Annotated in this window: 20 protein-coding genes and 1 tRNA gene; 13 read left to right on the top strand and 8 right to left on the bottom strand. The window is 68.7% G+C overall.

Features of this window, described 5'->3' with window-relative positions:
* Positions 1 to 416, bottom strand: a 416-nt coding sequence (locus BM396_RS12535; protein WP_139239484.1) for an AAA family ATPase, incomplete at its 3' end; no start/stop codon positions are given.
* 235 nt (positions 417 to 651) lie between these two features.
* Between BM396_RS12535 and BM396_RS12530 the strand changes: the two genes are divergently transcribed.
* Complete coding sequence (locus BM396_RS12530) at positions 652 to 882, top strand: hypothetical protein (protein WP_043388602.1); 231 nt, start codon at positions 652 to 654, stop codon at positions 880 to 882.
* A 148-nt stretch (positions 883 to 1030) separates the two neighbouring features.
* Complete coding sequence (locus tag BM396_RS12525) at positions 1031 to 1420, top strand: hypothetical protein (protein WP_043349095.1); 390 nt, start codon at positions 1031 to 1033, stop codon at positions 1418 to 1420.
* Here the strand turns inward: BM396_RS12525 and BM396_RS12520 are convergent.
* Positions 1392 to 1748: a hypothetical protein gene (locus BM396_RS12520; protein WP_081948894.1), complete on the bottom strand. Its 357-nt coding sequence runs from the start codon at positions 1746 to 1748 to the stop codon at positions 1392 to 1394. The two genes, BM396_RS12525 and BM396_RS12520, sit on opposite strands and share 29 nt — an antisense overlap.
* Positions 1749 to 1821: 73 nt before the next feature.
* Between BM396_RS12520 and BM396_RS12515 the strand changes: the two genes are divergently transcribed.
* Together BM396_RS12515 and BM396_RS12510 are read left to right on the top strand one after the other, a co-directional pair.
* A complete protein-coding gene (locus BM396_RS12515) occupies positions 1822 to 2718 on the top strand; it encodes a GGDEF domain-containing protein (RefSeq protein WP_043349093.1) in 897 nt (298 codons plus the stop codon).
* Positions 2719 to 2930: 212 nt separating this feature from the next.
* Positions 2931 to 3617: a LuxR C-terminal-related transcriptional regulator gene (locus BM396_RS12510; protein WP_043349091.1), complete on the top strand. Its 687-nt coding sequence runs from the start codon at positions 2931 to 2933 to the stop codon at positions 3615 to 3617.
* A gap of 35 nt (positions 3618 to 3652) precedes the next feature.
* On the opposite strand, the gene BM396_RS12505 is transcribed toward BM396_RS12510, so the two are convergent.
* On the bottom strand, positions 3653 to 4906 hold the full coding sequence (locus tag BM396_RS12505; protein WP_043388604.1) for a DNA topoisomerase IB: 1254 nt from the start codon (positions 4904 to 4906) through the stop codon (positions 3653 to 3655).
* 136 nt (positions 4907 to 5042) lie between these two features.
* On the opposite strand from BM396_RS12505, the gene BM396_RS12500 reads away from it, so the two are divergent.
* From BM396_RS12500 to BM396_RS12485, 4 genes are all read left to right on the top strand, one after another.
* On the top strand, positions 5043 to 6206 hold the full coding sequence (locus BM396_RS12500; RefSeq protein WP_051976344.1) for a glycosyltransferase: 1164 nt from the start codon (positions 5043 to 5045) through the stop codon (positions 6204 to 6206).
* A 2-nt stretch (positions 6207 to 6208) separates the two neighbouring features.
* On the top strand, positions 6209 to 6868 hold the full coding sequence (locus tag BM396_RS12495; RefSeq protein ID WP_043388608.1) for a class I SAM-dependent methyltransferase: 660 nt from the start codon (positions 6209 to 6211) through the stop codon (positions 6866 to 6868).
* A gap of 163 nt (positions 6869 to 7031) precedes the next feature.
* Positions 7032 to 7619 (top strand): NAD(P)H-dependent oxidoreductase, encoded by a 588-nt coding sequence (locus BM396_RS12490; RefSeq protein WP_081948896.1) that lies wholly within the window; start codon positions 7032 to 7034, stop codon positions 7617 to 7619.
* A gap of 67 nt (positions 7620 to 7686) precedes the next feature.
* Complete coding sequence (locus BM396_RS12485) at positions 7687 to 8301, top strand: cytochrome b (protein WP_043354496.1); 615 nt, start codon at positions 7687 to 7689, stop codon at positions 8299 to 8301.
* Between the two features lie 51 nt (positions 8302 to 8352).
* Here BM396_RS12485 and BM396_RS12480 read toward each other — a convergent pair whose 3' ends face one another.
* Both BM396_RS12480 and BM396_RS12475 read right to left on the bottom strand, forming a co-directional pair.
* Entirely contained in the window at positions 8353 to 9240 is an 888-nt protein-coding gene (locus BM396_RS12480; protein ID WP_043388613.1) for an AprI/Inh family metalloprotease inhibitor, read from the bottom strand.
* On the bottom strand, positions 9237 to 10208 hold the full coding sequence (locus BM396_RS12475) for a 2-hydroxyacid dehydrogenase (protein ID WP_043354484.1): 972 nt from the start codon (positions 10206 to 10208) through the stop codon (positions 9237 to 9239). The genes BM396_RS12480 and BM396_RS12475 overlap by 4 nt, the downstream gene beginning before the upstream one ends.
* Positions 10209 to 10450: 242 nt before the next feature.
* Here BM396_RS12475 and leuC point away from each other — a divergent pair, with 242 nt between their 5' ends.
* The gene (leuC, locus tag BM396_RS12470) at positions 10451 to 11863 is read left to right on the top strand and encodes a 3-isopropylmalate dehydratase large subunit (RefSeq protein WP_043388616.1); all 1413 of its coding nucleotides are present in this window, start codon (positions 10451 to 10453) and stop codon (positions 11861 to 11863) included.
* A 67-nt stretch (positions 11864 to 11930) separates the two neighbouring features.
* Positions 11931 to 12015 (top strand) — tRNA-Leu (locus BM396_RS12465).
* Between the two features lie 260 nt (positions 12016 to 12275).
* Here the strand turns inward: BM396_RS12465 and BM396_RS33115 are convergent.
* Positions 12276 to 12422, bottom strand: a complete 147-nt coding sequence (locus BM396_RS33115) for a hypothetical protein (RefSeq protein ID WP_199807278.1) — start codon at positions 12420 to 12422, stop codon at positions 12276 to 12278.
* 416 nt (positions 12423 to 12838) lie between these two features.
* Entirely contained in the window at positions 12839 to 15520 is a 2682-nt protein-coding gene (locus tag BM396_RS12455) for a bifunctional diguanylate cyclase/phosphodiesterase (protein ID WP_081948898.1), read from the bottom strand.
* Between the two features lie 352 nt (positions 15521 to 15872).
* Between BM396_RS12455 and BM396_RS12450 the strand changes: the two genes are divergently transcribed.
* A complete protein-coding gene (locus BM396_RS12450; RefSeq protein WP_043388618.1) occupies positions 15873 to 16175 on the top strand; it encodes a head-tail connector protein in 303 nt (100 codons plus the stop codon).
* Positions 16176 to 16366: 191 nt separating this feature from the next.
* Positions 16367 to 16522, top strand: coding sequence for a hypothetical protein (locus BM396_RS32765; RefSeq protein ID WP_158713338.1), 156 nt, complete (start codon positions 16367 to 16369; stop codon positions 16520 to 16522).
* A 1001-nt stretch (positions 16523 to 17523) separates the two neighbouring features.
* Here the strand turns inward: BM396_RS32765 and BM396_RS12445 are convergent.
* On the bottom strand, positions 17524 to 17913 hold the full coding sequence (locus BM396_RS12445; RefSeq protein WP_043388622.1) for a hypothetical protein: 390 nt from the start codon (positions 17911 to 17913) through the stop codon (positions 17524 to 17526).
* A gap of 159 nt (positions 17914 to 18072) precedes the next feature.
* On the opposite strand from BM396_RS12445, the gene BM396_RS12440 reads away from it, so the two are divergent.
* Positions 18073 to 18687, top strand: coding sequence for an NIPSNAP family protein (locus BM396_RS12440; protein WP_043388623.1), 615 nt, complete (start codon positions 18073 to 18075; stop codon positions 18685 to 18687).
* Positions 18688 to 18992: the final 305 nt, after the last annotated feature.

The raw sequence follows: 18992 nt of genomic DNA, 5'->3' as shown, positions 1-18992 counted from the left end.
AGGTCGAGCTGGTAATCCTCCATGGCCGGGTAGAGGATCTCCTCCACCGCCGGGTTGAGCCGGTGGATCTCGTCGATGAACAGGACGTCGCGCTCCTCCAGGTTGGTGAGCTGCGCGGCCAGGTCCCCGGCCTTGGCGATCACCGGGCCGGAGGTCGAGCGGAAGTTCACGCCGAGTTCGCGCGCCACGATCTGGGCGAGCGTCGTCTTGCCCAGGCCCGGGGGGCCGACGAACAGTACGTGGTCCAGCGCCTGGCCGGTCTTCCGCGCCGCCTCGATGAACACCTGCATGTTCGCCCGCGCCGCACGCTGCCCGATGAATTCGGACAGGCTCAGAGGGCGGATCGTCTGATCCACATCTTCGGCACGCTTCTCCGGCGTCAGGAGCGCGTTGGTCGGAGGCTTCGGCTTGCTCATGAACCCTTGCTTCGTGGACCGAGCCGCGCAGCCCGCGATCAGGGACCTCGCAGGACGTCAGGACACCGGCGCGTCCGGTTTTGTTCTTCCTTACTCGCGAATGCCGGGAAATCTAAGCGCCGCGGCCGCGGATGTGAGAGGGCGCACGGCTCACCGCAACGGATGCAACCGAACCGGCGGCCCGTGCATTCCTGAAGCGAATCCCCAAGCACGGCCGCAGAGCGCGTTTCCCGCCATGAAGATCCGTTTGATTGCCGTCGGCGCAGCCGGCGCCGCATTGTTCCTCATGCCGCTCGCGGCTCAGGCCGCACCCACCCCTGTCGAAACCAAGGTCGCCGAAGCCGATCCGCAGGTTCACGGCGCGACCGTGGAGCGGGACGACGACGTCACCTGCAGCCGGGCCCGTCGCCGCCTGTGGATCGAAGGGGAGGGCTGGGTGGTCCGGCGGATCACCACCTGCCGGTGAGTGTGCCGCATCCGAGCGTCGATCGTGCCGGTATGAGGGGTTATTCAGCACTCTCCGCGGCTGGAAACGCGGAACGGCGGATGATCCGGTCTGTTGGCCCCGCATCCGGCGCGGACCGAGCGCGCCGCCCCTCATCGGAGCCGGCCTCATGACAAACCGGATGGTCCTGACGGTGATCGCCCTGGCGGCGGCTGCGCCCGCGTCGGCGCAGACCTTCCGGAGCATCGAGCCCTACGCGCCGGTCTCGTACGGTTCGGGCTATGCCGGCGATCCGAGCTTCGCCGGCGAATTCGTGCGCGGAACCTATATCGGCGCTCCGCTGACCCGCGTGCCGCGCCCGAGCCAGATCGTGCCCGCTCCATGGAGCTACGGCACTTACGGCATCCCGACGGTGACGGGGATTCCGGCCGCTCCGGCGGCCCAGCCGACCCTGACGGTGATCAACGCCGCGCCCAAGGTTCGGCGCCACGAGCGCGCGGTCGGCGCAGACCCGGTGGCCGGGGCACGGGTCATCGCGGTTCGAGTTCCCCGGCGGTGAGCGCCGCGAACCACGGCGCGTAGGGCGTGTTGCGGACGAGGTGCCGGTTCAGGTCTGGCGCGCCGTCCGTCCACCAGACCGGCCCGCGCTCGCCGAGGGCGATCTTGGCCGCGTCCACCGCGGCCCTGGCGGCCGTCAGCGCTTCCGCGGCCCCCGCTTCGCCGGCCCGCTCAGCCTGCTTGGCGTGCTTGACGTCCCGGCGCGCGGCCATCAGGCGCTTCACCAGCGCCGCCCTGCAGGCCTCCGACAAATCCGGGTTGGCGCAGCGCCACAGGCGTTCCCGAACAACGATATAACGCCGATCCGGAGTGGTAATCGCCACGCTCATGCTGAAATCAGCTCCGTTGGGGGGGAGTTAAGCCTTCCAGCTTAAACCGCGGATCTCAGTTGCGGGTCACGCCATGCAGATTGTCATCGTCGACTCGAGCCGCGTCGTGTTGCAGATCATCACGTCGCTGATCGAGCCTCGGGGCCACGCGGTGCACGCCTTCACGGATTCCGAGCAGGCGCTGCAATTCCTGGCGGCGACGCCCGCGGTTCGCGTCCTGATCACCAGCCTGGAGGTCCGGCCGCTCTGTGGGCTGGAACTCTGCTGGTCGGCCCGGCTTCTCGCGGAATCCCGGGGGCCGCTGCACGTCATCACCATGTCGTCGGCGCGCAACGTCCGCAGCCTGGCCGAGGCCCTCGACAGCGGCGCCGACGACTTCATCGAGAAGCCGCCGAGCGCCGAGGAACTGAACGCGCGGCTGCGCGCGGCGGAGCGCCTGACGACCCTGCAAGAGGAGTTGATCCGCCTCGCCGAAACGGACCCGTTGACCGGCTCCTACAACCGGCGCGCCTTCTTCAACCGGGCGCGCATCGCCGTGGAGCAGCACCGGACCCCGCCCGCGATCTCGGCGATCCTGCTCGACATCGACCATTTCAAACGCATCAACGACGAGCACGGTCACGATGTCGGCGACGTGGCGATCAAGGCCGTGGCCGAGACGATCTCCGGGGAGGGGATCGCCGGACGCCTCGGCGGGGAAGAATTCGCCGTGATCCTGCCGGGCTGCAGCCTTCTGAGGGCGGTGGCGCATGCCGAATATCTTCGTATCGGCGTCCAGGCCCTGAAGATCCGCGGGACCAAGGGGCCGGTGGGCTTGAGCTGCAGCTTCGGCGTCAGCACGTGGCGCGACGGCGACAGCATCGAGGCCCTGGTCAAGCGGGCGGACATCGCCCTCTACGCCGCCAAGGGAAGCGGCCGGAACCGGGTGGTGCCGGACCGGGGCGAGGGGGCCCGGGCCGTCGCAGGTTGAGACGGCGGGGCAGGCCCAAATCGGCACAGTCTGTCGAGCAGTGTTCGGACGTCGTCCCAGATCGGCGCATCGATCCGCCGAGTATCCGCCAGAGCGGCGCGATTCCGCCAATATAAAGCTTAATATTCATCAACCGTTATTGGAACGGATCTTGGAACTTCGCCTTCGATCCCGGCCGCCTGTATCAAGCTGGGAGAGCGAGGTGCGAGGTCATGAGTACGGCCGTTGGCGTCCTGATCCTGGATGAGCCGGAGGACCTGAGCGCGACGGTGCGCGCCACACTGGAACACATGCCGGAGTTCCACACCGTCGGGGAAGCCGATCTGGACCGCGCTGACGCCGGCAGCATCGTCGCCCTGGTCTTTCTCGACGAGATCCGGCTGGCCGACGGCATTGCCCGCATCGTCGCGCTGAAGGAGCGGCAGCCGAATCTCCGCACGCTGGTCGCCTTCGGCGCCCTCACGGCGGACGACCTGCGCGCCCTGCTGGCCGCGGGCGCAGACGCCTTCGTGGCGCGGTCCAAGTCGCCGCGGGAACTCGGCGCCGCGTTGCTCGCTCTCGCCGAGGGCTCCGATTGCCTTGTTCCCCCGGAGCAACCGGTGGCGCTGCCGGCCGAGGCGGGGGACGGCCTCGGGCTCACGCCCCGGGAGGCCGAGGTGCTGCGCTTCCTCAGCTCCGGGTTCAGCAACAAGGAGGTCGCGCGGCGGCTGGCGCTCAGCGTCCGCACCGTGGAGACTCACCGGCTCAACCTGCGGCGCAAGACCCAGACCGGACGGCTGAAGGATCTGGTCTCTCTCGCCCGGCAGCTCGGACTTGCACCCGTCGTCGAGAGCGGGGAGCAGGTCCGGCGCGGGACCGACAGCCGGTCATCCGGCAACGACAACCAGTCCCGGCACTGAGCGGGACTCCGGGCGGTCCCGCCGGGACCGCCCCCCTAAGCAGCCGCAGCCTTCCTGCGGACCCGGGAGGCCCGTTTGGCCTTCGGCGCGGTCTCGGCCATGCCGGACGTCTTGGAAGCGGTCGTCGGCGCCGCAACCTTATCCCGCGGCTTCTTCGAGCCGCGCATGCGCGTTCCCGCCGGCTTGACCCGCGCCCCGGCCCGGACGCTATCCCCGGCCGCGGACAGCCGCGCCTGGAGCAGCCCCAGCACCGCCGCCTCCTCCGGCCGCAGCCGGGAGAGATCCTCGCTCAGCTCGGACTCGACCGCGCCCTTCACCTGCAGGAGCAGGTCACCCTCCAGATAGCAGTCGAGGATCTGCGGGTGGATGTAGCACTTGCGGCAGATCGTCGGGGTGTTTCCGAGGCGGCCGGCGACGCTCTCGATGGCCGCGCGGATGTTGCGCTTGGCCCCCGCCTCGCTGTCGAAGCTTTCGAACTCGCGCAGCGCCAGCGCCGCCAGCACCGTACCGGCCCAGGTCCGGAAATCCTTGGCGGTGAAGTCCTCGCCGGTGATCTCCCGCAGATACGCGTTCACGTCCGAGGAGGTGACGTCGCGCTGCGTGCCGTCCGGATCGAGGTACTGGAACAGCTCCTGTCCGGGCAGGTCCTGGCAGGCCTTCACGATCCGGGCGACGCGCCGGTCCTTCAGCGACACGTCCCAGATCTTGCCGCTCTTGCCCTTGAACCGGAACGACAGGGCCGAACCCGCGATCCGCACATGGGGATCGCGCAGGGTCGTCAGGCCGTAACTCTTGTTGGTCCGCGCGTAATCGTCGTTGCCGACGCGGATCAGCGTGGTCTCGAGCAGGTGGACCACGGTGGCCAGCACCTTCTCGCGGGGCAGGCCCGGCCGCTTCATGTCGGCATCGACCCGCCAGCGGATGCCCGGCAGGGCGTCCGCGAAGGCCATGATCCGCGAGAACTTGTTGGCCTCTCGCGCCTGCCGGAAATCCGGGTGGTAGCGGTACTGCTTGCGGCCCTTGGCATCGCGGCCGGTCGCCTGGATGTGGCCGTTGCTGCGGGGGCAGATCCAGACATCCGTGTAGGCCGGAGGGATCGCCAGCGCGCGGATGCGGGCGAGCTTCGCCTTGTCGCGCACCGGGGCGCCCTTCGCGTCGAGGTAGCGGAAGCCGGAGCCGCTGCGGCGGCGCGACAGGCCCGGCCGGCCATCATCGACGTAGACGAGGCCGGCCTCCGCCGCCGCCGCACGGAGGTCTCCGCCGTTTTCCGCCGTCTCGACACCCGCCATGCGCCACCCCTCCCATCTACGCCGCCCGGCTGAGCGCCCGGCGGGAAGGCCTCGATCAACTGGCATCCCCGGATCGCCGTTCCGGGGCAGCACATCCGTCGCAGGACGATCCGCGCCGACGTGCTAGAGGGATCGGATGCAGTCCGAAGTCACCCCCGGGAACAGGCCCGTTCCGATGCGCCGTCTGGTCTTCGTGGTGACCGAGGACTGGTTCTTCGCCTCGCATTTCCTGCCGATGGCCCGCGCGGCGATCGCCATGGGCCTCGCGGTCGCGGTGGTGACGCGGGTCCGGGCCCATCGCGCCGTCATCGAGGCGACCGGCGCGCAGGTCGTGCCCCTGGAAGCCGAGCGGGCGAGCCTCAACCCGATGGCCGCGGGTTACGCGGCCGGGCAGCTCGCGGCCATCCTCAAGGCCCTCAAGGCCGACATCGTCCACTGCATCGCCCTCCGCGGGATCCTGGTCGGCGGCACCGCCGCCGCCATGGCGGGCATCCCGTCCCGGGTCTACGCGCTGACCGGCCTCGGCCTCGTCGGGGCCCGGGGCGACCGGCTGGGGCGGGCGGCCCGCCTCGCCCTGCGGACACTGATCCGCGGCCCACTGGCCTCGTCCCGAACCCGCTTCCTGTTCGAGAACCCGGACGATGCCCGGGCCCTGGGTCTCGATCCGCTGGAGCAGTCCGTGACCGTGGTGGGCGGCGCCGGCGTCGATCCGGCCGCGTTCGTCCCGCGCCCGCTGCCGCCCATGCCGCCGCTCCGGGTGGCCGTGGTCGCCCGCATGCTCTGGTCGAAGGGGATCGACGTCGCCGTCGAGGCGGTCCGCCTCGCCCGGGCCCAGGGCGCGCCGGTCGAGCTGGCGCTGTATGGTGCGCCGGACCCATCGAACCGGCGGGCGATCGACGAGGGGACCCTGCGTGCGTGGAGCCGCGACGGCATCGTCTGGCACGGGCCGACGACCGACGTGGCGGCGGTCTGGGCCGGCCACCATGTCGCCTGCCTGCCGTCTCGCGGCGGCGAGGGCTTGCCGCGGACGCTGCTGGAAGCGGCCTCCTGCGGCCGCGCCCTGGTCGCGTCCGACGTCCCGGGCTGCCGCAGCCTCGTGCGCGATGGCGTCGAGGGCCTGCTGGTTCCTCCGAACGACGCGCCGGCCCTGGCCGCCGCCCTCGCGCGCCTGAGCGGGGATGCCGGCCTCGTCGCCGGCCTGGGCGCGGCCGCACGAACCCGGATCGAGACCGGGGGCTTCACCGAGGCTGCCGTGACCGACCATGTCCGCGCCATATGGCGCGACCTGCTGGAGGCCTGATCGTGCGCGCGCCGGACGATCCCGCCGGATTCATCCGGGCCAACACCCGTCTGCTGCCCGTGCCCCATGCACCCGAGATCCATCTGCACGTCGCCGACGAGGCGACGGACCTCTGGCAGCGGACCGAGGAGGAGTTGCAGGAGATCGGGCTGCCGCCGCCGTTCTGGGCCTTCGCCTGGGCCGGCGGGCAAGCGCTCGCCCGGTACGTCCTCGACCACCCCGACGTCGCGGACGGGGCCCGCGTCCTGGATTTTGCCTCGGGATCCGGCTTGGTGGCGATCGCCGCCGCGCTCGCCGGAGCGGACCACGTCGTGGCCAGCGACCTCGATCCCTTCGCCAAGGCGGCGATCCGCCTCAACGCCGAGGCCAACGGGGTTGGCGGACGGATCACCCCGGTCTGCGACGACCTCCTCGGCCGCGATCCGCAGGTCGACCTCGTCCTGGCCGCCGACGTGTTCTACGAGCGCGACCTCGCCGGGGCCGTGACCGCCTGGCTCTCCGGTTTGCAGGCGCGGGGCGTCACGGTGCTGATCGGCGATCCGGGCCGCACGTACCTGCCGCGCGACCGCCTCGATTGTCTCGCCACCTATGCGGTGCCGGTCTCGCGTTCGCTGGAGGATGCCGAGATCAAGCGCAGCCATGTCTGGCGGCTGCGCGGATGAGGGGCGGCTCGAGACGGTCGCGTCGGACCGCCGCCCATGCGGCTCCGCCGAGGGTTTATACGGCGCGGGAATGCGCTACCGTCAAAACCACTCGTGTCGCGTGCCGCGCATGCGCCAGAGTTTGCGAAGGCCCGGATCGGGGCATGCTGCGGCGGAAGGTTTCGTGGTGAGTGTCGAGTCGAGTGTGAAGCCCAGCGTTGCCCGCATCGTCGCCTTCTCGGGAAGCGCCAAGCGGCCCTCGCGCACCCGCATCCTGGTCGAGGCGCTCGGCGCCGAACTCGGACGCCTCCGCGGGATCGATCTCGCCGTCTACGACCTGATGGATGCCGGCCCGGGCCTCGGCGCCACACAGCGGGACGCGCTGTCGGCACCGGCCCTGCGCCTGGTCGAGGCGATCGAAGGAGCGGACGCCCTCATCGTGGGGACGCCGGTCTATCAGGGCGGCTATGCCGGGCTGTTCAAGCACGTGTTCGACTTCGTCGATCCCGCCCGGATGATCGGCATGCCGGTGGCCCTCACCGCCACGGGCGGCGGCCTTCGCCACGCCCTGGTGGTCGAGCACGGGCTCCGGCCGCTGTTCGGCTTCTTTGCCGCGCATGTCGCGCCGACCTCCGTCTATGCCGGATCCGAAGACCTGGTGGATGGCCGCATCGTCGACGAGACCGTGGCGGCCCGGATCCGCGCCGCGGCTGCGGAGCTTGCCGCCCTGCTCGACGTGGCGCGGACGGCCGCACCCGGCGCATCCGACTGACGCGAGACTCCCCCGGCCTGCCGCGGGCCCTAGATCGAAGGCGGACCACGCTCACCCGCGAGGGATCATGTCAGGTTCTCCGATCACGGCCGGCAAGGCGGCGACAGCGCTGCCCGCAACCTACGTCACGGCCTCCGGCCTGCCACGCTACCATCCGGTGTCGCAGGCGCTGCACTGGCTGAGCGCGGCCCTGGTCCTGGCGGTCCTGCCGCTCGCCTGGGTCGCGATCAGCCTGCCGCCGACGCCGGCCAAGGGCAGCATGTTCGTGCTGCACAAATCGGTCGGCCTCACGATCCTGGCGATCGTGGTCCTGCGGATCGTCTGGCGGATGATCCGGCCGGCGCCGCCGGATCCGCAGGCGCCCCGGCTCCTGACGCTGATCGGCCGCGTCAATCACTATCTCCTGTACGCGATCTTCCTGATCATGCCGATCAGCGGGTACCTGCTCAGCGCGCTGTCCGGTCGCGACACGCCGTATTTCTGGCTGTTCACGGTCCCGGGGCTGCCGAAGGACGACGCGGCCCAGAAGATCTTCGAGGCGATCCACGTCTTCGGCCAGTGGCTCGTCTACGCCCTGGTCCTGCTGCATGTCGCCGGGACGGTGTGGCACCTGATCATCCGGCGGGACGGACTCCTGGAGCGGATGCTGCCGGTACAGGACGGTCGCGGGTCGTCCCGCTGACGCATCGCCGGTCGCTCGCGTGACCTCTCTGACGGAAACCCCGCGGCGCGCTCAGTCGACGCGGCGCAGGACGAAGGCGGTGCCGACCTCCGGTTCGCGCCGCCAGCGTCCGTCGCCACTCGGCACGAGGTCGATGCTGTGGCCGCGCTTGGCGGTCAGCGTCATCCGCCCGTTCGCGTAGCGCCAGCGGACCGGATCGAACACCTCCAGGCCGCTGTCGTGGCAGCCCGGGACGATGTGCACGCCGCCGCCGGTGCCATCGAGGGTGATCCGGCAGGTGTCGCGCTGCTGGAACCGGTCGAGGGCATAGAGACCCGGTGCGGGGGCCGCCGAAGCAGTCGCCGCCGGCTGCAGTTCGGCCGGAACCGGGGCGGCGGCCTGGAGCGGGGTGGGGTTCGGGCTGGCTGCCACGGCCGGCTCGGACTCGGGCGAGCCTGCGGCGCCGGCCGGACGCATGGCCACGATGTCGAGGGGGACGAGGCTGTAGCGGTTACCGTCCTCGGCCAGCGCGACGAGGCTGCGCTGGTCCGGCCGCCGGGTGAATTCGAGGACGGGGCGGACATTGCGGTCCACGAAGCGGACGTTCCCTTCGACGAACAGCCAGCCGGCGACGCCGTTCAGGACGGGCAGGGCCCGGCGGCATCCGGCCGGGAAGCGCAACCTTTGGCCCGCATCGCCGCTGTCCAGCACCAGGGTCATGACGCAGCGGCGGTTGGTGCCGTCACGGGACAGGTCCCACGTCCCCGGCGCCTGACCGAGCCTTTCGGGCAGGCTGGGCGGCGCGGACGGGACGGGCGGCGCGGCGAGCGTCTCCGCGGCCGGCGGAGCACCCGGTTCGACGGTCGCGGCCGGCACGTCCTGCGCGGCGGCAGGCTGGGCGACCGCGCCCATTGCGATGAGGGCGGATGCGGCCAGTCGGGCGGCCTGTGCCGGTGTCACGCGTTCGGTCTCCAGGGTGTCTCGGCGACGGGCGTCAGCGGGCCCCGTCCCTCGAACCACGAGACGACGTTGTCGACGACGAGCTGGGCCATCGCCGCGCGGGTGTGCTCGGAGGCCGACCCGACATGCGGCAGCAGGACCGTATTGTCGAGGGCGGCGAGGTCCGCCGGGACGTGCGGCTCGTTCTCGAACACGTCGAGGCCGGCGCCCAGGATCGTGCCCGCCGTCAGCGCTGCGGTCAGCGCCGCCTCGTCGACGAGCGTCCCCCGGGCGACGTTGATCAGGATGCCCTCCGGGCCGAGCGCCTCCAGGACGTCGGCGTTCACGAGATTGCGCGTCTCGGGCCCGCCGGGCGCCACCACGATCAGGATATGGACCGCGTGGGCGAGGCCGATCAAGGTGTCGTGATAGGTGTAGGGAACGTCCGCCCGCCGGCTGCGGCCGTGATAGTCGATCGCGACGCCGAAGCTCTCCAGGCGGTGGGCGATCGCCCGCCCGATCCGGCCGAGACCGAGGATGCCGACCCGCCGCCCGCGCAAGGAGGCCGTGAGCGGGAAGGGGGCCTTGGGCCAGTGGCCGGCGCGCAGGTAGCGGTCGGCCTGGGGGATCTTCCGCAGGGTCGCGAGGACGAGGCCGAGGGCGAGGTCGGCGACCTCGTCGGTGAGAACGTCCGGCGTGTTGGTGACGATGATTCCGCGCCGATGCGCCGCCACGGCGTCGACGGCATCGTAGCCCACCCCGAAATTCGCGATGAGTTCCAGGTTCGGCAGCCGGTCCATCAGCGCCCCGTCCACGCTGACGTGACCGCCGACGCAGAGCGCGCGGACCCGCGGGCCGATCTCGGCCAGCAGGGCCTCGGGATCCGCGGCCTCCGACAGCCTGTGGACCCTGTGCCGCCCCTCGAAGGCCGCCTCGACGAGCGGATGCATCTTCCGGAGCAACAGGATCTCGACCGGGGCCTCAGCCATCGTTCACTCCCATGTTCGGCCGTTCGCCCGCGCCGGCCCCCGCCATCGTCCCGGCATAGAGCCTGTGCGGGGTCGCGCGCCAGCGCGCCGGGCCGCCCGCGGTGACAACCGCACGGATCAGCCGGGCGGCCAATCGACCGCGACAGGGCTCGCCTCTTTCGAAAACCGCGCGCGATGCCTACTAAGGACCACGCATCATCGCGAGAGTTCTGAACCGATCCCATCTCCGAAGACGAAGACCGATGACCAGCCCGCGCACCCTCTACGACAAGATCTGGGACGACCACGTCGTCGATGTTCAGCCGGACGGCTCCAGCCTCCTCTACATCGACCGTCACCTCGTTCACGAAGTGACGAGCCCGCAGGCGTTCGAGGGTCTCCGCGTGGCCGGCCGGAAGGTGCGCCACCCGGAAAAGACGCTCGCCGTGGTGGACCACAACGTCCAGACATCGGACCGCACGCAGGGCATCGACGACCCTGAGAGCCGCACGCAGCTCGAGGCGCTCGCCGAGAACGTCCGCGATTTCGGCATCGAGTTCTACGACGCCCTCGACCGGCGCCAGGGCATCGTCCACATCATCGGCCCCGAGCAGGGCTTCACGCTGCCCGGGCAGACGATCGTCTGCGGCGATTCGCACACGTCGACGCACGGGGCCTTCGGGGCGCTGGCCCACGGCATCGGCACCTCGGAGGTCGAGCACGTGCTGGCCACCCAGACGCTGGTGCAGCGCAAGGCCCGGAACATGCGCGTCTCCGTCGACGGGACGCTGCCGCCGGGCGTGACCGCGAAGGACATCATCCTGGCGATCATCGGCGAGATCGGGACGGCTGGCGGCACCGGCCACGTCATCGAGTATGCTGGCGAGGCGATCCGCGCCCTCTCGATGGAAGGCCGGATGACGATCTGCAACATGTCGATCGAGGGCGGTGCCCGCGCCGGCATGGTGGCTCCCGACGCGACGACCTTCGCATACGTGAAGGACAGGCCGAAGGCACCCAAGGGAGCGGCCTTCGACGCGGCGCGGCGGTACTGGGAGAGCCTCGTCACGGACGACGGCGCCCATTTCGACCGCGAGGTGCGCCTCGACGCGGCCGCCCTCCCGCCGCTGGTGAGCTGGGGCACGAGCCCCGAGGACGTGATCTCGATCCAGGGCCGCGTGCCGGACCCGTCCGAGATCGCCGACGAGAACAAGCGGCAGTCGAAGGAGAAGGCGCTCGCCTATATGGGCCTGACGCCGGGCACCAAGATCACCGACATCACCCTGGACCGGATCTTCATCGGATCCTGCACGAACGGCCGCATCGAGGATCTGCGTGAGGTCGCGCGGGTCGTCGGCGACCGCAAGGTGCATGAGGGCGTCTCGGCGATGATCGTGCCGGGCTCTGGCCTCGTGAAGGCGCAGGCGGAGGCGGAAGGGCTCGACAAGATCCTCAAGGCCGCGGGCTTCGACTGGCGCGAGCCGGGTTGCTCCATGTGCCTCGGGATGAACCCGGACAAGCTGCGTCCGGGCGAGCGCTGCGCGTCGACGTCGAACCGCAACTTCGAGGGCCGCCAGGGTCCGCGCGGGCGGACGCACCTCGTGTCCCCGGCCATGGCGGCGGCCGCGGCGGTGGCCGGTCGCTTCGTCGATATCCGGGAATGGCCGCAGGGCTGAAATCCCGATTGACGGCGGCGGCTCGGTTGCCTAAACGGAGCCGTCGCCGGCCGATGGCCGACGGCAAGCCCAGGTGGCGGAATTGGTAGACGCGCTGGTTTCAGGTACCAGTCTCGCGAGAGGTGAAGGTTCGAGTCCTTTCCTGGGCACCAAATGCCTGACAGCAGCCCGCCAACGCATTGGCGGGCTTTGTTGTTTCTGAGGTGCGGAATTCCTGGGCCCAGGGTGCGGGAGTTCTGCGCGCCTCGCGGGCCATCCGAGCCCGGTTGGTCGTCCGCGTGTAGGTTGCGCTCTCCCGACTTCCGTCGGCCCAATCGAACAGGGCGTCGAGCTGCGCCTCTGTCGCCCCATCCTCGGCGGCGCGACGCGCTCCGGCCTTCCGCAGCCCATGAGCCGGACCCGGGCATTGGGCCTAGCGGCAGACCTTCCCGCCCCACGTGCCGAACGATTCCTTGGTGGACGGCCCTCCGCGCTCGGTGCAGATGAACGACGGATCGCCCGTCGGCCCCGCGGCGATCGACGCGGCGAGGGCCGTCAGGATCGGCGCGATCACCACCATCCGGGTCTTTCGGAGCGGATGGGGAATTCACCGTTCCGGACGTGCTGGCAGCCGAGCCGAACCGCGTCGCCGCGGCGCAGGCCGGTGTAGAGCAGCAGATCGAAGGCGAGGCGCTGCGGGTGCCGACCGGCCAGCAGGCCTCGAACCGCGCCAATTCCTCTCCGGTCCAGGCGTGGAAGCCGCCCGCATCGTTCCGGCCCGAGAGGAGCGACACGCCCAGGGTCGGATCGGACGGCACCAGCCGGCGCGCTACGGGGCCGTCCCCACGGCTGCGATCCGATGTGTCGCCCGGAGGTCGCTCTGACCGGAAGGGACAAATGATGGTCGGACCGCTCGCCCGCCCCGCATCGAGCGAACGGAGATCTGAGGAATGCAGGAGCAATGATGAATCGCGCCCGGAGCACGGGCAAAGGTCGCTAAGCGACCTCGAGGTCACGATCGAGATCGACGAGCGCGCGGTAGGAGGCGATCGGCTGCGGCTTGCCGCGCAGATAGCCTTGTATCTCTGCACACCCGTGCTGCCGCAGAAACGTGAGCTGCCCCTCTGTCTCGACGCCCTCCGCGATGACCGGAATGTCCAAGCTCTCGCCGAGACTGAGGATTGCCCGGACGATCGCGCCGCCTTTGCTTGTCACGCCGATCTGCCACACGAACGACCGATCGATCTTGATCTTGTCAAACGGAAAAGCCTCCAACGTCGCCAGGGATGAGTATCCCGTTCCGAAATCATCCATCGAGATGCGCACACCGAGCGCCTTCAGGTCGCGCAGTGTCTCCTGCGCGCGTGCCGAACCCTTCAGAAAGAGGCTCTCGGTCACCTCGAGTTCGAGACGGTCGGCCTTCAGTCCGGTCTCCTTGAGCACCGCACCGACGACATCGCACAGGTCGGCTTGCTGGAGCTGCGCGATCGAGAGATTGACGGCGATGCCGAGGGGCAAGGCCCAACGCGCAGCCTCGCGGCAAGCCTCACGGAGCACCCACTCGCCGAGCGGGAGGATCGCCCCGGTCTCCTCTGCCAGCGGTATGAACTGCGCAGGCGAAATCGTCCCACGGGTCGGATGAGTCCATCGCAGAAGCGCTTCGAAGCCGCAGGCGCGATCCGAGGCGACTCTGAACTGGGGCTGGTAGTGCAGCGCGAACTGTCCGGTCCCGATCGCCGCGCGCAGGTCCAGAGCCAACCGGTGCCGCTCGAACGCTGCCTTATCCATCTCCGCCTCGAAAAAGCGGTAGGTTCCCTTGCCTTCCTTCTTGGCGCGCACCAGCGCCATATCGGAAGCGGATAGCAGGGCGTCGTAGGTGTCGCCATCGTGGGGGAAGAGAGCGATCCCGACACTGCAACTGACGGAATACCGCAGCTCGCCGTCGGCGTAGGGCGCAGAGATCGCCTCGATGATCGCCTGGGCCCTCGCGGCAGCGTGCCCGGTGGCGGCGAGATCTGTCGCCAGCACCGCGAATTCGTCGCCGCCGAGGCGCGCGACCGCGCCGCGCGCGCCGATCAATCCCTTCAAGCGCGCGGCGACCTCGATCAGCAGGCGGTCTCCGGCCGGATGGCCGAACAGATCGTTGACCTGCTTGAAGCCGTCGAGGTCGAGACAGAGAAGGGCCACATCCTCGGCCCGATCGGCGCTTGCTGCCAACTCAAGATCGACGACCTCCTCGAAATGCAGGCGATTCGGCAATTGGGTCAGGACGTCGTGCCGCGCGAGGAAGCGCAAACGCGCTTCGCTCCGACGGCGCTCCGTGATGTCCTCGTGCGTCGATATCCAGCCTCCGTCCGGAAGGAGCACGCGGAGGACGCTGATGTCCCGATCGTCGGTGAGATGCATGACGCTCGCCGTGTCCGAAGGCACCCGGGGCAATGGCGGCGTCAGCACGGCTTCCCAGGGACCTCCTGAGCCGCGGTGCTGCGCCAGCACGAACCTGCGGAGATCCTCGGCTTTCGTGCCGGGTTGCCGAAGGTGATCGGGGATTGCGTAGAGACTGGCGAAGCGCGCGTTCAGGATGACGAGCCGCTCGTCGGCGTCGAACAGGCAGAGCCCCTGGACCATGTTGTCGAGAGCGACGCCGAACCGCTCGTAATGGGCGCGTAAGTCACGCTCGCTGCGGGCGCGTTCTTCGGCGCTCGCGATCCGCCGCTCGGCGCTCGCCCCCCGAAGAAAGAGCCGAAACAGGGCCGCGATGCACACCAGAAGGAGTGCCGTTGCTGCACCGACCGCGAGCGCCTGCCGGCGGAAGGGGGCCAGGCACGCTTGCGTCGTACGACTGATGCTCAGAATGAGCGGGTAGCCGGCGAGAGCCTTCGTCGCGATGATGCGTTCTTGATCATCGACGGGGCTCACGTTGCGCATCACACCGCCCAGAGGACTCGTCTGGGCGATCCGCGCGGCCCCCGTGGTCGGCAGAATCTTACCGATCACGTTATCCCGATAGGGATGACGGACGAGCAGCATCCCGTCGTGGCGGAAGACCGAGACAACAGCGTCGTCGGTCGGTGCGATCTGCCGATACAGTCGTTCGAAATAGCCGAGCTCGATCGCGCCGAGCACGAGGCCGAGGAACGTTCCGTCGGGCGCCGTGACCTTCCGGGCGATGTAGATCGTCCAAGCGCCGTCGCCGCGGTTCTGCACCGGTTCGCTGATGAAGCGTTGCAGCTTCGGATCCGCAGCGAGTGCCTTGAAGTAATCCCGATCTGCGATGTTGACGTTCGGGATCGGCCAGAAGCGGCTGAAGTTCAGGAGCTGGCCGGTGTGATCGATGATCGTGACCGCGTTGACCTGTGGCAATGCCGCGACGCGCGCTTTGAGTGCCTCATGTAAGTCGCGCCGGCTCGCCGCCGCCGCGTACTCCGCGGGAGTCGAGACCTTTGCGCCGGCCATATCCTCGATGATGGCTTCTTGAACGATCTCGAGGGCCTGGAGCGAGCGATCGGCCTGATCAGCGAGGATCGTGGAGAGTCCGATGAGGTTGCGTTCGGTATCCTGCAGCGCCTGACCGTACATGTCGGCGATGAAGACGATCGCGCCTGACACAATCGCAAAGGCCAGAACGACCAGTGACGTAACGAGAGCGGCATACGATCGAACAGGCGATCCGAACATCAATGGAACCCTGGCACTGATGTTCAACTTTATTCAGCCTGGAAGCAAAAGGCGAAAACGTCGATCGAGGCGGTTAGTCCATGGCACGCGCGGCTCGCAGCCCTCAGCGGTCGTTCAGGGTCCTGCCGTCGCGCGTGTCGAGCTTGGCGGACCTAGCCGGGTCGGGACATGGAGCATGGTGATCGTTCAGGGCAGGTGACCGGCGAAGCCTCTCTGCCGACGCCTGGCGCACCTCTGGACAAGCCGATCGCACACAACCGACTAAGACATCGTTGCCAGGGCGAGACGCCCGTTTTCGGGACCTGCCGATAACGGCTCGGACGGCTGGGACAGGCGTTCGCTCGGCGAGCAGGTGCTCGAAACCGCCTTCCCGGCCGACCTCGATCCCGATGACCGGGTCTATCCGTGCCCGCCCGCCATGTGCCTCGTGAACGAGACGCCGGACCAGGAATCCGGCCCCGTCACGGTGTGCTACCGAGCCGGCTACCCTGTGGTGGACGGACGCAGCACGGTCCCGGCGCCGATCCGGCACGCGATCCTGCTGATGGTCGGGCACCTGCGCGACCTGCGCAAGATCGGCTGGGGGCTGGCCTCGGCGGTGCTGCTGGCCTTCGGGGGGATCATGCTGGCGAAGATCGGGCTGGCGGGGCGCTGAGCCTGATCGGAGACTCGCAACCGCGCCGTCTGCCCGCGCGCAGACCGGGCCTCGACATGGCCCGAAAAGACCACCGTGAACCGCCCGGCTCCGGCCGCGGCGGTTTTTTTTGGCGGACTCAAGCGCAGCCGTCGGAACGACCCTCTGCCAGGTCCCATTGTCCCCATACATGCCTTTGAGGGGGCCATGACATGCTGAAGGTCACCTACATCGACTTCCACGAGAAACCGGGCAGCCCCGTTCACAGCGGCTGGTACATTACCGACGAGAACGGGGCGATGATCGGCGGGGCGCATCGCTACGCGGACCAAATCAGCGGACTGCGGGCCCTGCTCGCGCTCAGCTGATTTCACCCCTCGGAAGATCTAGGCCCGCCCGATCCGCCGGCGCGGGCCTTTTCGTGTCGGCTGGCCCGCGGCTTGCGCTGGCCCAACACGCCACCCAAAGATTCACGCAGCCCCGCCGGCACCGCCGCGCGGGGCTTTTTCATCCGCCGTCGGCTCGCGCTCTTGAGCGCTCGAACACAACCACGGGTCGAAAAATCGACCCAACCAATCAGCCGGGCTCACGTTCAGACGGATAAGAAAACTCTGGATTTTCCGAGTTCAGAGATGCCGCGTATGCCAGGCTCGCGAAGAATTTTCGGACCTTGTAGGGCGCACAATTATACAATTCACCGCGCCCAGGGTAGACCATGCCATACAGGGCCTGGCCTGGGTCGCCGATCTTGTCAGCATTTGCAGACCTGCAAACCATACGGAACTCTTTAAATCCTGCGAGGACCGGGCCGGTAAGATCGCTGACACGCACGTTCCACCCCCTCAATCGTACTCGGGCTCAATGACTCCATCCCGTTGCGATCCGCAAATATAGGCCATCACTCCGCAGGTCAATAAACCGAGCGCGGATTGGCTCCGACTCCGTATTCGATATCTGATTTGCGCGCGGTCTGTGTCGGTGCTGATGTCAATAAGGTGCGGTCGCCCAGGCTCGATGATGAACGACGTCGCGTTTTGCGGCCCCGCCTGCGCCGTCCGTGAGGCAATGAGCCCACCGCTTGCGACGCTCTGCCCGCCTCTTCCCGGACCAATTTTCAGCCTCGCCGCCGCCGCGCTGGGCTGCTTCGTGCCCCGATCCCCGGTGCGGTACTATCCTGAGCCCGGCCGGTATGGCCCGGTGACCGCCGCGGACGTCCTGAGCCCGAGCCGCCTTGCGTATCGGCCCGGCCCAGACGTTGGTGAGATCAGGCGCTCCCCCGCCCCGTGAGCAGCTCGGGGCGGGGCCGAGCGGCCAATTCCCGTCGATGGCGCCCGCGCCACACGGGGCGGCGTGACGATTTCGGAGCCCGTTATCGACCCTTGCGCGTCAGCGTGCCCTGGAATTCACACGAGGCGCCGTGCCACGCCAGGCAGCCGTCCTCCTCCAGAGCGACCGATCGAAGGTCGGGGCTGTAACGGGCCATGATCCGGCAAGTCTGCCCGTTCTCGGTCTTGCTGAAGAGGATCGTACGAGGCCCGGTCGATCGGCCCTTCATGGTCACACCACCACCGCAGCCTCTGGACCCGACCGAGAACTCAGCGACATAGCCGGACGCACCGGACGCCTTCACAACGACGCCCTGCTCGTATCCATCTTCCTTGCGCTCGAAGGTGCCGGTCGCCTGCCGTCCAGGGCCGGCGGCCTGAACTGGAAAAGCGAAGAGGGTCAATGCAATCAGGATCTGGAGCCGGTGGCACATCAGACGGCAACCCTGCCAGCGTGAGCGTACAGGCAGAAATCAAAGATCTTGCCCGGCAGCCATGGCGCTTTTCGCGCTTCCGACCCGTGGCAGCTGCAGATCAGACCCATTGAAACGAACGGCGCTCTCTCGGTTTGAAGGTGCAACGCCGAGGTCCCCATGCTCTACGAACTCGCTACCCTTTCGTGCCCGTTGCTCGCAGTCGATCGAGCATCCGACGGGGTTTATGACTGGGTGAACGACGCGGAGGCCAAGGGTGAACTGTTCGGCTGCTGGCGGACCGAGATAGGGACACTCGGTCGCCTGATCGTGCTGCGCGGGTTCGAGGCACCGGAAGATATGACCGCCGAGCGCCGCCGGGCGCTTCTGAGTGCTAACCCGTTCAATGCGGGGAGCGTGGTGACGGCGCTGGAAATGGACAGCTATGCGCCGTTCGCCTTTCTGCCGCCGATCCGGACCGGGGACCGTGGCGGGGTGTACGAGTTCCGGACCTACCGCCTGAAGCCCGGCGGGCTGCCGCGAACGCTCGCGGGTTGGGAAGCGGCTATCGCACCCGCACGTGAATATACCGAGCATCTCGTCGCGAACATGTACGCTCTCGATGGAGCACCGCGGATCACACACATTTGGGGCTTCACGAGCTTCAAGGAACGGACCGAGTTACGCTCTTGGGCTTATGGTGCCGCTGTCTGGCCGCCCGAGGGAGGCCCGGAGCAGATTGCCGAAGCAACTTCGACTATTGCGCTTCCACAGGGGCCATCTCCCCTGGCCTGAATAGTCCTTCGTCTCCGCTCTCAAACGACCCTGAGGGTGGCTCGCAGATGACTGCTTTCGGGTTGCGTTGGCGACCTTCCGTATGACCGGCAGGGGTCGAAAGCGGGAAGGCCGCCTGGGTTGGTTTCCCGCCTGTCCGCTCACCAGAACTGCTGCCGCAAAAACGGACGTGCGGAGATTGGGGTGGTCGGCGGACTTGCGCCCCTCTCGATAATCCGAGGCACCTCGGTCAATTCTCGGCAGCAGACGTCGAGCGCGACAAACGACCAGCAGTACCCTCCGCCCAACTCCACGATATGCGTTGA

This window comes from Methylobacterium sp. UNCCL125 (genome assembly GCF_900116795.1).
Taxonomy (GTDB): Bacteria; Pseudomonadota; Alphaproteobacteria; order Rhizobiales; family Beijerinckiaceae; genus Methylobacterium; species Methylobacterium fujisawaense.
This window is presented reverse-complemented; position numbering and strand designations above follow the sequence as displayed.